The organism is Phyllobacterium sp. CCNWLW183, assembly GCF_037203775.1.
In the GTDB taxonomy this organism is placed as follows: Bacteria; Pseudomonadota; Alphaproteobacteria; order Rhizobiales; family Rhizobiaceae; genus Phyllobacterium; species Phyllobacterium ifriqiyense.
In genome coordinates, this window is record NZ_JBBCBN010000002.1 from 126753 (window position 1) to 142486 (window position 15734).

The 15734-nt window shown below is 53.4% G+C and carries 17 protein-coding genes; 11 read left to right on the forward strand and 6 right to left on the reverse strand.

The genetic code is table 11. The features are described 5' to 3' along the window. Positions 1-2 precede the first annotated feature (2 nt). Positions 3-308, forward strand: a complete 306-nt coding sequence (locus V9K95_RS06350; protein WP_115054378.1) for a chorismate mutase — start codon at positions 3-5, stop codon at positions 306-308. Positions 309-383: 75 nt separating this feature from the next. Then, positions 384-833, forward strand: a complete 450-nt coding sequence (rpsP, locus tag V9K95_RS06355; protein WP_307281193.1) for a 30S ribosomal protein S16 — start codon at positions 384-386, stop codon at positions 831-833. Positions 834-910: 77 nt separating this feature from the next. On the opposite strand, the gene V9K95_RS06360 is transcribed toward rpsP, so the two are convergent. Beyond that, positions 911-1816, reverse strand: a complete 906-nt coding sequence (locus V9K95_RS06360) for an AraC family transcriptional regulator (protein WP_336440387.1) — start codon at positions 1814-1816, stop codon at positions 911-913. Between V9K95_RS06360 and V9K95_RS06365 the strand changes: the two genes are divergently transcribed. After that, positions 1815-2222 (forward strand): DUF2000 family protein, encoded by a 408-nt coding sequence (locus tag V9K95_RS06365; RefSeq protein ID WP_115054381.1) that lies wholly within the window; start codon positions 1815-1817, stop codon positions 2220-2222. The genes V9K95_RS06360 and V9K95_RS06365 overlap by 2 nt on opposite strands. A gap of 6 nt (positions 2223-2228) precedes the next feature. Here the strand turns inward: V9K95_RS06365 and V9K95_RS06370 are convergent, their stop codons facing one another. Continuing rightward, complete coding sequence (locus V9K95_RS06370) at positions 2229-2834, reverse strand: TetR family transcriptional regulator (RefSeq protein WP_115054382.1); 606 nt, start codon at positions 2832-2834, stop codon at positions 2229-2231. Positions 2835-2934: 100 nt separating this feature from the next. Between V9K95_RS06370 and V9K95_RS06375 the strand changes: the two genes are divergently transcribed. Then, a complete protein-coding gene (locus V9K95_RS06375) occupies positions 2935-3675 on the forward strand; it encodes a 3-oxoacyl-ACP reductase family protein (protein ID WP_336440386.1) in 741 nt (246 codons plus the stop codon). A gap of 63 nt (positions 3676-3738) precedes the next feature. On the opposite strand, the gene V9K95_RS06380 is transcribed toward V9K95_RS06375, so the two are convergent. Further along, a complete protein-coding gene (locus V9K95_RS06380) occupies positions 3739-4308 on the reverse strand; it encodes a methylated-DNA--[protein]-cysteine S-methyltransferase (protein WP_336440385.1) in 570 nt (189 codons plus the stop codon). A 69-nt stretch (positions 4309-4377) separates the two neighbouring features. After that, positions 4378-5142 (reverse strand): DeoR/GlpR family DNA-binding transcription regulator, encoded by a 765-nt coding sequence (locus tag V9K95_RS06385; RefSeq protein ID WP_336440384.1) that lies wholly within the window; start codon positions 5140-5142, stop codon positions 4378-4380. Positions 5143-5486: 344 nt separating this feature from the next. Between V9K95_RS06385 and V9K95_RS06390 the strand changes: the two genes are divergently transcribed. The 6 genes from V9K95_RS06390 (at position 5487) to ppa (ending at position 14103) form a co-directional block, all read left to right on the forward strand. After that, positions 5487-6392, forward strand: coding sequence for a choline/ethanolamine kinase family protein (locus tag V9K95_RS06390; RefSeq protein ID WP_336440383.1), 906 nt, complete (start codon positions 5487-5489; stop codon positions 6390-6392). A 194-nt stretch (positions 6393-6586) separates the two neighbouring features. Next, the gene (locus V9K95_RS06395) at positions 6587-9028 is read left to right on the forward strand and encodes a GcvT family protein (protein ID WP_336440382.1); all 2442 of its coding nucleotides are present in this window, start codon (positions 6587-6589) and stop codon (positions 9026-9028) included. A 408-nt stretch (positions 9029-9436) separates the two neighbouring features. After that, on the forward strand, positions 9437-10810 hold the full coding sequence (mgtE, locus tag V9K95_RS06400) for a magnesium transporter (protein ID WP_336440381.1): 1374 nt from the start codon (positions 9437-9439) through the stop codon (positions 10808-10810). 137 nt (positions 10811-10947) lie between these two features. Next, positions 10948-12777: a translational GTPase TypA gene (gene typA, locus V9K95_RS06405; protein WP_115054778.1), complete on the forward strand. Its 1830-nt coding sequence runs from the start codon at positions 10948-10950 to the stop codon at positions 12775-12777. A gap of 120 nt (positions 12778-12897) precedes the next feature. Beyond that, a complete protein-coding gene (locus V9K95_RS06410) occupies positions 12898-13404 on the forward strand; it encodes a GNAT family N-acetyltransferase (protein WP_115054779.1) in 507 nt (168 codons plus the stop codon). A 156-nt stretch (positions 13405-13560) separates the two neighbouring features. Next, positions 13561-14103 (forward strand): inorganic diphosphatase, encoded by a 543-nt coding sequence (gene ppa / locus V9K95_RS06415; RefSeq protein ID WP_115054388.1) that lies wholly within the window; start codon positions 13561-13563, stop codon positions 14101-14103. Positions 14104-14108: 5 nt separating this feature from the next. Here the strand turns inward: ppa and V9K95_RS06420 are convergent, their stop codons facing one another. Beyond that, complete coding sequence (locus V9K95_RS06420) at positions 14109-14426, reverse strand: DUF167 family protein (RefSeq protein WP_336440380.1); 318 nt, start codon at positions 14424-14426, stop codon at positions 14109-14111. Positions 14427-14429: 3 nt separating this feature from the next. Then, entirely contained in the window at positions 14430-14720 is a 291-nt protein-coding gene (locus tag V9K95_RS06425) for a YggT family protein (protein WP_115054390.1), read from the reverse strand. 257 nt (positions 14721-14977) lie between these two features. On the opposite strand from V9K95_RS06425, the gene aqpZ reads away from it, so the two are divergent. Continuing rightward, complete coding sequence (gene aqpZ / locus V9K95_RS06430; protein ID WP_115054391.1) at positions 14978-15664, forward strand: aquaporin Z; 687 nt, start codon at positions 14978-14980, stop codon at positions 15662-15664. The last annotated feature ends 70 nt before the right edge of the window (positions 15665-15734 follow it).

Below are 15734 nucleotides of genomic sequence, written 5' to 3' on the forward strand. Positions count from 1 at the left end.
TCATGAGCTCATCATCCCTGCCAAAAGAATTGCTCGAACTGCGCGCATCCATCGACAATATCGATGCCGCGTTGATCCACATGCTCGCAGAGCGCTTTCGCTGCACCAAGGCGGTTGGCGTTCTCAAGGCGAAGAACGGTCTGGCTCCGGCTGACCCGAACCGCGAAAAACAACAGGTCGAACGACTGCGCACTCTGGCGCTGTCTGCCGACCTCGACCCCGATTTTGCCGAGAAGTTCCTGAACTTCATCGTCAAGGAAGTGATCAGGCATCACGAAACAACAGCTGCCAAAGAAAACGGCAGCTAAGCAATCCCAGGAATAGCGAATTTCGGTTTTCCATCAGGAATTGCGGCAACAGAAAAGAAAGCTAGGAGACTAACAATGCCATTGAAAATCCGTCTGGCCCGTGCAGGGTCGAAGAAGCGCCCTTACTACCACGTCGTCGTTGCTGACGTCCGTTCGCCACGCGACGGCCGTTTCATCGAAAACGTCGGCTCATGGAACCCGATGCTCCCCAAGGATGGCGATCGCGTCAAGCTTGATGCAGAGCGTATCAACTACTGGATCGGTCACGGCGCACAGCCAACAGACCGCGTTCTTCGCTTCCTTGATCAGGCTGGTATCGCCAAGCGCGACACCCGCAGCAATCCTGAAAAGGCACTGCCAGGCAAGAAGGCGCAGGAACGCGTTGCTATGGCCAAGCAGGCTGAAGAAGATGCGAAGGCAAAGGCTGCCGCTGAAGCAGAAGCCGCTGAAGCTGCCAAGGCCGCTGCCGCCGAAGCTGCTGCTGCTCCTGCAGAAGCACCTGCCGAAGAAGAAGCTGCCAGCTAATCGGCAGTTTCACTTATTGAATGCAAACGGGTGGCCTTGTGCCGCCCGTTTGCTTTCGGCGCATGAATTGTCTTCATTCAAATTGCGACGCGTCGGCTGGCGGCAAATGTAAGCCCTTTCCAATGACCCGGCGTCATGCCGAAGGTCTTCTTGAAGTGCCGTGTAAAATGGGCTTGGTCGGCAAATCCGGAACTCACTGCCACATCGGCAAGATCGGCACCTTTCGATAGCCACGCCTTGGCTTTGTCCAGACGACGCATCAGGAGATAACGATGCGGGCTTGTGCCAAGAAGACAGCGAAAATGTCTGGCCAGCGTATATCGATCAAGACCACAGATTGCTTCCAGTTCTCCAGATGAAACAACGCGGTCGCAATTGTCCTGGAGAAATTCACGGCATAGCAGAACCGCTTTTACCGCAATTCGGTTCGATGTGCGCGATTTTTGGCCGGAATGACGATGAAGTCCTTCAGCGAACCGCCCGATAAGATCGTCAAGCTGAAGGTCATCCAACCTTGTTTCAATCTGACAAAGAGCCTCGGCGAGACAGCGTTGGAATGCTACATCCGAAATCACAGGATCGGCGACGAATGGCAGGGAACGCAATGTATCTGCCGCTTCGATAAGGCGTTCCGGCGGGAGATACAGCATCCGGTAGCTCAGGCCACTATCAGTTCCGGCCGCACCATCATGCACTTCATCGGGATGGAGAATGATAATATTACCTGGCAGACTGAAGCGCGAAGCGCCGCGATATCGGAAGGTCTGAACGCCTGAAAGGGTTAGTCCAAGCGCATAGGTATCATGCCGGTGTGGTTCGAAACCCTGGCCAGAGAAACGGGCTTCAATCCTTTCAATACCTCGTGAGGGCGGCGCCTGAACGATTCCATCGCTCCCCGTGTTGCACAAACGTACAAGACCCTCAGTTCCCCCGACTGCTATGGCCGACGTTTCAGCATATCCACGAATGGAGTTTGATTTCATGTCTGATACCAAGATTGTTATCGTTCTGCGCGATGACCTTGCCACTTGGCAAAAGCTCAATGTCGCAGCCTTTCTGACAAGCGGCATTACGGCCCAGTATCCGGCCATCATTGGCGAACCATATAGGGATGGCGCGGGAAATGTCTATAATGCGATGGCAATCCAGCCCATGGTGGTGCTGGCTGCAGATCAAGAGACGCTGCGGAAAATTCACAGACGTTCACTTGAACGCAACATAACCACCTCAGCCTATGTCGAGGAGATGTTTGCAACCGGCAATGACGTTGCCAACCGCGAAATGTTCGGCCGTTTCGAACCAGACAATGCCAAGCTGGTGGGAATCGCATTGCGGGCTGAAAAAAGAGCTGTCGACAAAATCACCAAGGGAGCAATCATGCACCCTTAATGCCGGTCACTCCGAGACCAGACCTTCCCACGCCGCCATCGCAGCTTGGGCGGTCTTGGTCAATTGCTCCAATGTGGCTCCATCACGCGCCGTAATCGACATGCCGTGCTGCACGGTTGCATAGAATTCAGCCACTTGCTGAAGGTCGACGGAAGCTGCAATTTCACCCTCACGCACGCCGCGCTCCAGCCTTCCGCGCAATAATGTTACATTGTCGAGCCTGCGCTCGCGCAATAGAGAGCACGGCGTGCCCACGGCCTCGTCACCATGCAGCGCACCGAGCACCACCATGCATCCATGCGGCTGGTCGGGGTCCGTATGCGATATTGCGGTTTGCATGAGGAAGTCGGCAACGCCTTCCTTTGCGGTGGCTGCATTGGGCAAGGCGTTCTTTATGCGCTGCCCAATCTTGTTGGTATAAAGCTCCACGGCCTCCTTGAAGAGATCGGCTTTGCTGCCAAATGCCGCGTAAAGGCTGGGCGCATTGATTTCCATTGCCGCCGTCAGGTCAGCCATTGAGGCGCTCTCATAGCCCCGTTTCCAGAAAACCTGCATCGCGCGTTCAAGCGCAGCATCGCGGTCAAATGCGCGCGGACGGCCTTTCGCTGACATGATGGAATCCTTTCTATAATGATCGATACATAAATCACTTGACCTCTCGATGCAACCATGACAAGCATTATGTATCGATCATTACATAAAAGGAAATGCCATGTCCCGCCTCGACAATAAAGTAGCCTTCATCACTGGCGGAAGCCGCGGAATGGGCGCAGCCATTGCGCTTAAACTGGCACAGGATGGGGCAGATATTGCCATCACCTATACCAGCGCCGCAGCAAAAGCCGATGAAACTGTCAAGGCTATCGAGAAGCTAGGCCGCCGCGCTCTCGCCATCAAGGCGGATAACCTTGATGTTAAGGCCCTCGAAAACGCTGTTAACGAAGCCCACGCCAAGCTTGGCCGTCTCGATATCCTCGTCAATAATGCGGGCGTCTACACCATGGACACCGTAGACCAGCTGGAACTGGCTGAATTTGACCGGGTTATGTCCATTCACGTCCGCGCCAGCTTCGTCGCCTCAAAGGCGGCAGCAGTGCATATGGGCGCTGGCGGCCGCATCATTTCCATCGGCAGCAATCTTGCCGAGATCGTTCCCTCGGCCGGGCTGATCGCCTATTCCACCAGCAAGGCGGCACTCATTGGCTTGACTAAAGCGCTTGCGCGGGATCTTGGCCCACGGGAAATCACAGCCAATATCGTCCACCCCGGTTCTACCGATACGGATATGAATCCCGCCAATGGCGATCATGCCGAAGTCCAACGCGCCCGAATGGCGATCCCGAAATTTGGCGAAGCGAAGGATATTGCCGGACTGGTAGCCTTTCTCGCAGGTGAAGAGGGCCGCTTCATCACGGGGTCAAGCTTCGTCATTGATGGCGGCGCAAATATCTGATTTGCCGCCGCTCTAATATGCCGCTATCTCTCCGCGCTAAAGAGAGATAGCGGCGTCACCATCCTAGAACATACTGCTTTGCGCAGTAATCGGGTGAAACACCGGGCTTCCGGAAATACCCGCAGCTACGCGGTGTTCCAGATCCAGCAAATAGCGTTTGCGATGTTTGCCCCCGCCATATCCGGTCATGGCGCCGTCGGCTCCGATCACGCGGTGGCAGGGAATAATAATCGCCAAACGGTTTTGTCCATTGGCCGCCCCGACTGCCCGGCTCGCATTCGGCCTTCCGAGATCGCCAGCGATACGGCCATAGGTGCGGGTTTCTCCGTAGGGAATATCTTGCAGCGCCGTCCAGACCTGTTTTTGGAAAGGCATGGCTGGCAATACCAAAGGTGTTTCAAACTTTGTCAATTCCCCATCGAAATAGGCGTCCAATTCTGCTTGTGTCTGTTCAAGTACGGCATTGCTTCCCGAAGCAATCGAATAGCCGTAGCGTTGCTGCAACTCTTTCAACTCATAAGGCAGGATCGGCCGGTCGTGAAATTCCAGCAGAACCAGGGCTTCGCCGGTAGCCATGGCAATCATTGGACCGATCTTGGTATGGATGGATTTGCTAAGCAGCAGTTTGGACATAGGCGCGCTCCGACTCAGCTTAAGAATAGCTACGAATGTTCCAGAGCCAATCCGTTTCTTGCTCGATAGCTATTGGCGCGCGGCTATGGTCAAAATCGCCCCGGCATCAGCCAGAGCCTGGGCTATATCCGCGGGCGGTTCCCGATCCGTCACCAACTCGTCAAACCCATCGAAACCGCACACTTTGACCAATCCGCGCCGCCCGAATTTTGTGGCATCGGAAATTGCCAGTTTGCGGGCGCCCCGCGAAAGCACGGTACGCGCAAATTCTGCCTCCTCCAGATCATAGTCCATAATGCCGCCTGAGGCATCGATTGCGCCTATGGAAATGACGGCGTGATTGACACTGAATCGGCTGACAAATTCCATTGCGGATACTCCGAACGCCGCACCACTATCGCTGCGCAATTCTCCGCCCGCCATGAAAACCCTGTTTCCGTTAACCGTTGCCAGAGTGCGGGCAATATCGGACGAATTGGTAATCACCGTCAGATTGCGATGCTGCAGAAGTTGACGGGCGAGAAAGCTCGTCGTTGTTCCAGTATCCAGCATGACGGATTCGCCATTCTGGATGGTGCGCGCCACATAATGCGCGATCATACGCTTTGCATCGGCATTCTCCCGCATACGCAGCTCAAATGGCGCCTCTCCAAGGTGGAGCGGCAGGCCTATTGCTCCATGGACGCGGGTAATTGCGCCTTCATCATATAAGGGCTTTACGTCACGCCGGATTGTTTCAAGAGAAACACCCAGCTTCAAGGCAAGATCGGCAATCGAAATTGTCCCCTCATCTTGCAAAAGGCGTTTAATTTCACCGCGCCGTTTCGAACTCATGACCGAACCTTTGACGAAAACGTAAGAATACAGGCATAAATATCACAGAATTTCATATTACCAGTCACAAAAACCACAAAATCACACATAATTCTGTTGACAGACGTCGTGGGATGCAGGAACCTGCCTGGACAAATAAGAAGCGTGGTTAGACAGGCTCATCGTGAGGGGAAGCATCCTCAAATAATAAAAAGCAGTTAGTGGGATGCTACGCAGTACATCTTGAATAGCCGTTCTGTTCATGGAGAGCTCACAATCCCATGAAACAAGTTCGTTGCTCATGATGAGTCTGCCTGACTGCACTTTGCGCTCCGTCAGCGAGCAATGAGGAGCGGATGCATAGCATGAAATCTGTGACAAGCCTTGCCGATAACAGGCTAGCGGAATCGCGGATTGCCGCCTTGCCCTTGTGGAAAGGCGATATAAGCATTGCCCTGCTTAAGGGAGGCATCAGCAATGAAAGCTATGTGGTCGAGGACGATACGGGCAAGTATGTGGTTCGTTTCGGCACGGATTATCCTTTTCATCATGTATTTCGCACCCGCGAGGCAATGACGGCGCAGGCGGCACATCGCGCTGGCTTCGCGCCTGAGCTGTTCCACGCGCAAGATGGCATTATGGTCACCGCCTTCCTTGGTGCGAAAACATGGAATGCCGATGATGTGCGGGCAAACATCCCACGTATTGCCCGGCTCATCCGGCAGTTTCACACCAGCATGCCGGAATATATTCCAGGGCCCGGCTTCATGTTCTGGGCATTTCATGTAATTCGCGATTATGCCCGTACGCTCGAGGTCGGTAAAAGCCGGTTTGTTTCTGAACTTCCCTCCTATCTCGAAATAGCCGAGGAAATGGAAGCAGTACAAAAACCGCTGCCTATTATCTTCAGCCATAATGACCTGTTGCCCGCCAATATTCTCGATGATGGCGAGCGGCTGTGGCTGATTGATTTTGAATATGCAGGGTTCTCTACAGCGATGTTTGATCTTGCAGGCCTCGCATCAAATGCCGGACTTGACGGCGAAGAATCCAATGCCTTGCTCGAGGCCTATTTCAGTGGTCCGCCGGACCCTGAACTCCAGCGTTCTCACGCAGCGATGCAATGCGCTTCTCTGCTGCGCGAAGCCATGTGGAGCATGGTTTCAGAACTTCATCTCAGCGCACCGGGCGTTGATTACGCCGCCTATACGGCTGAAAACCTGCTTCGGCTCGACCAGGCAATGGAGAGGTATCGGACAAGTTATGGATAAATTCCAAACTGCAATCCTAGTTGTGCGTGGTTCGACGCGGCTCACCATGATGGTTTGCTTGCAGGGCGTGAAGTGCACAACGCTGGCGGCTCTCGTTGCAACACTTTGACCTTCCTCATGGTGAGCCCTCCTGAGCTTGTCGAAGGGCGAACCACGCAATCTCGATATGCAATAAACAGCAGAGTACTCACATCATGATCCTTCCTTCCCACGCTCAAATTGTCATCATTGGCGGCGGCATCATTGGCTGCTCCACAGCCTACCATCTTGCCAAGGATCACAAGGCTGATGTTATTCTGCTCGAAATGGGTCAACTGACATCCGGGTCCACATGGCATGCCGCTGGCCTGGTCGGTCAACTGCGCTCCTCGGCATCCATAACGCGCGTTCTCAAATACTCCGTTGATCTGTACAAGCGGCTTGCTGCGGAAACGGGACTTGAGACCGGGTGGAAAATGACCGGGTGCCTTCGGCTTGCCACCAATCAGGACCGCTGGACCGAATACAAGCGGCTTAAAACCACGGCTGGCAGCTTCGGTATGGATATGGAGCTTTTATCGCCGAAAGACGTCAAGGCAATGTGGCCACTTTTGAATATCGATGATCTCGTCGGTGCGAGTTGGTTGCCAACGGATGGGCAGGCCAGTCCTTCGGATATCACGCAGTCGCTGGCCAAGGGCGCGCGGATGAATGGCGCCAGGATTATCGAGAACATAAGGGTTACCGGCTTCGAAATGGACGGCGACAGGATCATGAAGGTCAAGACAGACCAGGGTGATATTGTTTGCGAAAAAGTCATTAATTGCGCCGGGCAATGGGCTCGGCAGGTCGGGGATATGGCAGGTATCAACGTGCCTTTGCAGCCGATAAAACACCAATATATTATCACTGAAAAGATCGAAGGGCTTGCGGCCGACGCGCCGACATTGCGTGATCCGGATCGGCGCACTTACTTCAAGGAGGAGGTCGGCGGACTGGTTATGGGCGGCTATGAGCCAAATCCGCAAAGCTGGATGACAGGCGACGTGCCCAATGACTGGCAATTCCGCTTGTTCGACGATGATTTCGATCATTTTGAGCAACATATGCTTCAAGCCATTGAACGCATTCCGGCGCTGGAAACGGCAGGCGTCAAGCAAATGATCAACGGACCGGAAAGCTTCACCCCGGATGGCAATTTCATCCTTGGTGTCGCACCGGAATGCTCGAATATGTTTGTTGGCGCTGGCTTCAATGCTTTCGGCATTGCCTCCGGCGGTGGTGCAGGCTGGGTTCTGGCGCAATGGGCGATCGATGGGGAAGCACCGCTCGATCTGTGGGCCGTCGATATTCGCCGCTTCTCCAATCTTCATCGCAATCGGGTCTGGGTACGGGACAGGACGCTGGAAGCCTATGGCAAGCATTACACAATCGGCTTCCCGCATGAGGAATATGTCTCTGGCCGTCCCACTATTGTTTCGCCGCTTTATGAACGTTTAAAAAAGTATCGCGCCGTCTTTGGTTCAAAACTTGGCTGGGAGCGCCCCAACTGGTTTGCGCCGGAAGGCGCGCCTTCCGAAGACGTCTATTCTATGGGTCGCCAGAACTGGTTTGACGCCGTGGGGGAAGAACACCGGCTGGTCCGGGAAAAAGTGGGCATTTTCGACCAATCATCCTTTGCCAAGTTTGAACTTTCAGGCAAGGACGCCGCCAAGGCTCTGGATTACATTTGCGCCAATGATGTTTCCAGGCCCGCAGGCCGTCTCACCTATACCCAGCTCCTCAATACCAGAGGCGGCATTGAGTGCGATCTGACTGTCGCGCGGCTTGCCGAAGACAAGTTCTACATCGTCACCGGAACGGGTTTCCGCACTCACGATTTTGCCTGGATCAGGGATCACATCGGCCAAGATCTCGACGCAGAACTTACCGACATAACTGAAGATTACGGGACACTTTCGCTTATGGGCCCAATGGCCCGGAAGGTGTTGGCAAAGGTTACCAGTGCCGATGTCGGCAACAGTGCTTTTCCGTTCGGTCATGTTCGCGAAATTGAAATAGCCGGAACGATTATTCGCGCATTGCGCATCACCTATGTCGGCGAGCTCGGCTGGGAATTACATGTACCGCTTGCTGCAACCGGAGCGGTATTCGACGCACTCATGTCAGCGGGCGAAGAGTTCGGTATCCGGCCTGTCGGATACCGCGCCATTGAATCGCTCCGCCTCGAAAAAGGGTACCGAGCCTGGGGCTCGGATATTACGCCCAATGATTCCCCTTTCGAGGCCGGACTTGGCTGGGCGGTCAAGCTTCGCAAGAATACCGATTTTATCGGCCGCGCTCCCAGCGAAGCCATCAATGCCAAACCGCTGAAGAAATGCCTTGCGGCTTTTACTGTCGCAGACAGCAATGTTGTCCTTCTTGGCCGTGAAACAATATTGCGCAACGGAGTCTTTGCCGGATACCTCACCAGCGGCGGCTTCGGATATACGATCGGAAAACCGGTCGGATATGGGTATGTGCGAAATGATGAAGGCGTTACCGGCGACTTCCTTCGGGAGGGCAAATATGAACTCATCATTGCCAATGAACGTTTCGCGGCAGAGTTGCACATCGAACCGCTTTACGACCCGCAGAACGTGAAAGTGAAAGCCTGAACGGAAATTTCACCTCGTTCTTTCCGAGCCCGCAATAAAATTCGGATCAGTTCAACGCTCTTCCGGCGTTTTTCGAGGAGAATTTCCTCAAATGGCAGACCATGGCTGGAGTTTCACCGATTTTTCCCGAAGAATCGTCGATTCTTACCCAATTTTTGCTATTTGTTGGTGTGTTTTGGTTGTGCTCGGTAGCAATGTTCATGCGGGGTTGACTTTCCCTTGCCGCGGAGCCAAATGACGCCATGCAGGGTCCGCATTCCGCGCCTGCTTGTTTTAACCAGGAATCTACTTCCATGCCCAACGACGACAGTAGTCGATTGTTTGCGCCGTCAGCGGTGATCCTGGCCTGATTTGAAATCAGCTCGCCTTGATCCCCCTTGACGGCGGATCGACGGAAAGGCGAGTAAAATGAACAACATCCTCGTACATCAGGATGCGGTAAACGCAGACCTGAACATCACGCAGCGCCTCGCATCCATGCATGCAGCCGATGCGATCGAGCTTCTCAATGAACTAGAACTTACTGATATCATTGATATTTTCAATGATATGCCGCTTGAACAGGCCGTGCTTATTCTTGATCAACCCGAGCTGCATTCAGCGCCGGCAATCATCAAGAGTCTGCCTGCCGCCAAAGCCCGGGACATTCTTGATGAGATGTCAATTGACCGGGTTACCGACATTTTTCAGGAACTCGAACCAGAAGACCGGGCGCGTCTTGCTGCTGGTCTCGGGCCTGAAACCACCGCTGCGCTTCGCAAGCTCCTGCGCTACCCACCCCATACGGCGGGCAGCCTGATGACGACGGAGTTTGTCAGCGTGCCATCCAGCTGGACCGTTGCGCAAACCCTGCAGCATATCCGCGAGGTAGAGCGTTCCCGCGAAACAATATATGCGATCTATGTTATTGATCCTGCAACGAAAGTTTTGCTTCGCACTGTAGCATTGCGTCGGCTGATTAGCAGTGAGCCCGAGGCTTCCATATTGAGCGTTGGGCGCGATGTTGCTCCTGTCGTGGTTACGCCGCTGACCGATCAGGAAGATGTTGCACGTCTATTCCGCAAGCACGATCTTTTGGCCGTGCCAGTTGTGACCGACAACAATCAAGTCATTGGAATCGTTACTGTTGATGACGTCATTGATACCATGACGCAGGAGATGACTGAGGATACTCTAAAGTTTGGCGGCATGGAGGCTTTGAACAAGCCTTACATGCAAATCGGCTTCTTTCAGATGATCCATAAGCGTGCCGGTTGGCTCGGGATTTTGCTCCTGGGCGAAATGTTAACCGCCAGCGCCATGCAGCATTTCGAGGGTGAACTGGAAAAGGCTGTTGTTTTAACACTGTTTATTCCTCTGATCATGAGTTCCGGCGGTAATTCCGGTTCTCAGGCTACGTCCCTGCTTATCCGTGCCTTGGCCTTGCAGGACCTGCGGCTGAAGGATTGGTGGAGGGTCGCCCTGCGCGAAATACCAACCGGACTGGTGCTCGGATCATTCTTGGGCTTGATCGGCGTTGCACGTATTGCCGCTTGGCAAATGCTTGGTCTTTATGATTACGGCCAGCATTGGCAATTGGTTGCCGCCACTGTCGGCGCTGCGCTGGTCGGTATCGTGACCTTCGGCTCGCTCGTCGGTTCGATGCTGCCTTTTGCTATGCAAAGGCTTGGTTTTGACCCGGCAAGTGCTTCTGCACCTTTTGTCGCAACGCTCGTCGATGTCACGGGTTTGGTGATTTATTTCAGCATTGCGCTGGTTATCCTGTCAGGAACCTTGCTCTAAAAAGACAGGCGGAATGCGATCTGGGCGGCATATTCCTGTGCCGCCCCCTTTCGCAATTGCGAAAAAACATGTATGGAGCGCGCAAATGTAAAGCGTCGCATGCAATTTTGCGTCCACAATCCTCCAAAGAGAACCTCATGAAACTGCGCAACATCGCGATCATCGCACACGTTGACCATGGCAAAACCACGCTTGTTGACGAACTATTGAAACAGTCCGGCAACTTCCGCGATAATCAGCGCGTTGCCGAAAGAATGATGGACTCCAACGACATCGAAAAGGAACGCGGGATCACCATTCTCGCCAAGGCCACTTCCGTAGTCTGGAAAGATTCCCGCATCAACATCGTTGATACACCTGGCCACGCCGATTTCGGTGGTGAAGTCGAACGTATTCTTTCGATGGTCGATGGCGCCATCGTTCTCGTCGATGCGGCTGAAGGTCCGATGCCACAAACAAAGTTTGTTGTTGGTAAGGCTTTGAAAGTTGGGCTTCGTCCAATCGTAGCGATCAACAAGATCGACCGTCCTGATGCACGTCACGAAGAAGTCGTAAACGAAGTTTTCGATCTTTTTGCTGCACTGGACGCTACTGACGAACAGCTTGATTTCCCGATCCTTTATGGTTCAGGCCGCAATGGCTGGATGGCAAAAAATCCAGAAGGCCCGCAGGATCAGGGTCTATCCGCCTTGTTTGACATGGTTCTTGATCATGTGCCCGCGCCAACCGTTGGCGAAGGCCCTTTCAAGATGATCGGAACAATCCTTGAAGCCGATCCGTTCCTGGGTCGCATTATCACAGGCCGCATCCATTCCGGTACAGTCAAGTCCAACCAGCCCGTCAAGGTTTTGCACGGCGATGGCACACAGATCGAAACCGGCCGTATCTCAAAGATTTTGACCTTCCGTGGTCTTGAGCGCCAATCGATTGACGAAGCCCATGCGGGCGACATCGTTGCAATCGCCGGTCTGCAAAAAGGAACTGTTGCTGATACTTTCTGCGCTCTTGAAGTGACCGAACCGCTTCATGCGCAGCCTATCGATCCGCCAACGGTTACCATGTCCTTCATCGTCAACGACAGCCCGCTCGCCGGCACTGAAGGCGACAAGGTTACCAGCCGCGTCATTCGTGATCGCCTGATGAAGGAAGCTGAAGGCAATGTTGCGCTCAAGGTCGAGGAATCGGGCGAAAAGGACTCATTCTTCGTATCCGGTCGCGGTGAATTGCAGCTCGCCGTTCTCATCGAAAACATGCGCCGTGAAGGCTTTGAGCTTGGTGTTTCCCGCCCGCGCGTTGTGATGCAAAAGGACGATGCAGGCAATCTGCTCGAGCCTATCGAAGAAGTTCTGATCGACGTTGATGAAGAATATTCCGGTACGGTTGTTCAGAAGATGTCAGAGCGCAAAGCCGAAATGGTTGAGCTGCGTCCCTCTGGCGGCAATCGTGTCCGGATGGTTTTCTACGCACCGACACGCGGCCTCATTGGCTATCAGTCAGAGCTTTTGACAGATACACGCGGCACCGCGATCATGAACCGGCTGTTCCGCGCCTATGAGCCTTTCCGGGGCGAAATCGCAGGTCGCAACAATGGCGTTCTGATCTCCAACGATCAGGGTGAATCCGTGGCATTCGCCATGTGGAACCTCGAAGACCGTGGTCAGATGATTATCGAAGCAGGCGTTAAGGTCTATGCCGGTATGATCATTGGCATCCATTCGCGCGACAATGATCTTGAAGTGAATATCCTCAAGGGCAAGAAGCTGACCAATATCCGCGCTGCCGGCAAGGACGAAGCCGTCAAGCTCACCCCGCCAATCCGCATGACGCTCGAACGCGCTCTGTCTTGGATTCAGGATGACGAACTTATGGAAGTTACGCCGAAGTCCATTCGTTTGCGCAAGCTTTACCTTGATCCGAATGAACGCAAGCGTTTCGAAAAGAGCAATAAGGCTGCCGGCGCAGCTTAATCGCCATAACTTATAGACTTTGGAAAAGCGGCGTTTATCGCCGCTTTTCTTTTTGATGCTCCCAAAAATCGTTCGTAATGCCGTTGCGAAATCGCGTGTCGCAGGTTTATGCTCTTTGCCATGAGCACGCACGTAACCGAGATAAGAAAAGCCGGTTTGGCTGATGCGGTGGCAATTTCTGCCATTCATCTGGCTGCTTGGCGCGGTGCCTACACCGGCATCATTCCTCATCGCGCTCTTAACACCATGCTGGAGCGCAGAGGAGCAGATTGGTGGGCACGAGCCATCAAGCGCTCTACACAAATTCTGGTGGCCGATATTGGGGGCGTCGTCGCGGGTTACGCAACGCTCGGGCCTAACCGCGCCCGCCAATTGCCGGAGAAGGGCGAGGTTTACGAACTCTACATCCGTCCGGAATATCAAGGCTGCGGTCTCGGCTCACGATTGCTCGGCGCAGCAAGGCGCAGCTTGGGCGACCAAGGTCTTAAGGGTATGGTCATCTGGGTGCTTGAGGACAATGATCTTGCCGTTTCGTTCTATCACGGCGCGGGGGGCCGTGACGTAGCTGAGGGTGTCGAATGTTTCGACGGCAAGATGCTCAAGAAGCGCGCTTTCGTCTGGAGTTGAAATCATCTCTCTGCATCAATCATACTACGATATATCCTGATTTTGCGCCCAATCGTCGCAAGAATAGGTTGGATGACGACCTAAAAGGCGGCGCCTTGTTGCGCAAAGGGCCAAAAATCAGTACAGCACTCCCAAACCAACAAGGACTCCTAGAATATGCGCATCGATGCCATTCCTGTCGGCAACAATCCTCCTGAAGACGTTAACGTGATCATCGAAGTCCCCGTCGGCGGTCAACCTATCAAATATGAACTGGATAAGGATTCCGGCGCGCTCTTCGTCGATCGCTTTCTGCACACGCCCATGACCTATCCAGGCAATTATGGTTTCGTACCCCATACATTATCGGATGATGGGGATCCCATCGACGTTCTTATCTGTAATACCCGCGCATTGATGCCTACAAGCGTGATCAATGTCCGTCCGATTGGCGTTCTTGTCATGGAAGACAATAAGGGCCAGGACGAAAAGATCATTGCTGTTCCTTCGCCGCATCTGACGCTGCGTTACGAGAAGGTCCACAATTACACAGACCTGCCGGAAATCACGCTGAAGCAGATCCAACATTTCTTTGAACATTATAAGGATCTAGAGCCCGGCAAATGGGTGAAGATCGGCGATTGGGGCGATGAAGATGCCGCACGCCAGTTGATCAGAGAAGCGATTGAGCGCCATAACGCTAAAGTTGGCACTGCGTAATCTATTTAGAGTTTTATTGAACCGGACAGCTTGGCAATCAGGCTGTCCGGATCGCCTTCAAATCTGATTTGTTTAAGCCGCGACGTTGCCCCTGCAACAATCGTGATATTCCGCGGTGTCACATCCAGCCATTTTGCCAATAGCTTTATAAGTGCTGCATTGGCCTTTCCATCTTCGGGAACTGCCCGCACCCGCGCCTTGAGATGCGCACGGCCATCATCCGTTGTTTCCACACCCTCCACTGCGTCTTTTGCAGATTTTGGAGTCAACCGCACAAAAACCGTGAGACCGTCAACTTCCTTGCGAAAGTACTGGCTCGTCACTGTTTAAAGCAGGATTGGCGCAATAGTGGTCCATAGCAGCTGACGGATGAAGAAGATCAGCAACAGCAGGACTATGGGAGAAATATCGATCCCACCGAGATCGGGGAGAAACCGCCGTATCGGGCGCAAGGCGGGTTCGGTCACGCGATAGAGAAAATCGCCAATGGAAGCGACGAACCTGTTGCTCGAATTGATGACATTGAAAGCGTAAAGCCATGAAAAAATCGCGCTGGCAATAAGAATCCAGGTATAGATATCGAGGGCAAGATCTATGGTTCGGATGATAGCGAGCATCTGTTTCTCCTGAAAGTCACAGGTTATGTAGCGATTGACTGGCCTACGAGCAAGAGGCCAATGGCCAGGCGTATTTTCCCAGTTGCTCGTTCAAAGGTCGCTCATAGTATTTCCATGTCGTGTACTGTCTTAGAAAGACTAGAGCCGGTCCATTTACCAAGGTAACCCACTAGATATTGTTGAACCAAAAAAACAGGAATAAATATAGAGCGTGTGATTCGGGCCAATCCGGCCCTTTTTCATCTAGGGGGTTTACCATGCTAAATAGACTATCAGCGGAATTCTTCGGTACATTCTGGCTAGTTCTTGGTGGTTGTGGCAGTGCTGTTCTGGCAGCCGGGCTACCTGACGTTGGTATCGGCTATCTAGGCGTTGCATTGGCCTTTGGTCTTACCGTTCTCACCATGGCCTATGCGGTCGGCGGTATCTCAGGGGGGCATTTCAATCCGGCAGTATCGCTTGGACTGGCTATAGCCGGTCGCTTCGACGTTAAACAGCTGATCCCATACTGGATAGCACAGGTAATTGGAGCAATCGCTGCGGCAGCCGTGCTCTATCTTGTTGCATCAGGGAAGGCCGGATTTGCCGCTGGGGGCTTTGCATCAAATGGATATGATACGCTCTCACCGGGCGGCTATGGACTAACAGCAGTGCTTGTGGCCGAAGTCGTGCTGACGGCATTCTTTCTGATCATTATCCTGGGGGCAACTTCTGCTTCCGTTCCAGCAGGCTTCGCGCCAATTCCTATTGGCCTAGGTCTGACATTGATCCATCTGGTTTCCATCCCTGTCAGCAACACTTCAGTCAATCCGGCCCGCTCCACGGGCGTGGCCCTGTTTGCCGAAACTGCGGCCCTCGGCCAGCTTTGGCTCTTCTGGGTAGCCCCACTCATTGGCGCTGCCATTGGTGCAGTTATTTGGAAATCTTTGCTCGGCAAAGACTAACAACCTGCCGGAGCGAGCCGCGTAAAACCTGCTCGCTCCCACTTACTTTCACTCTGCAATATAAAGTGCC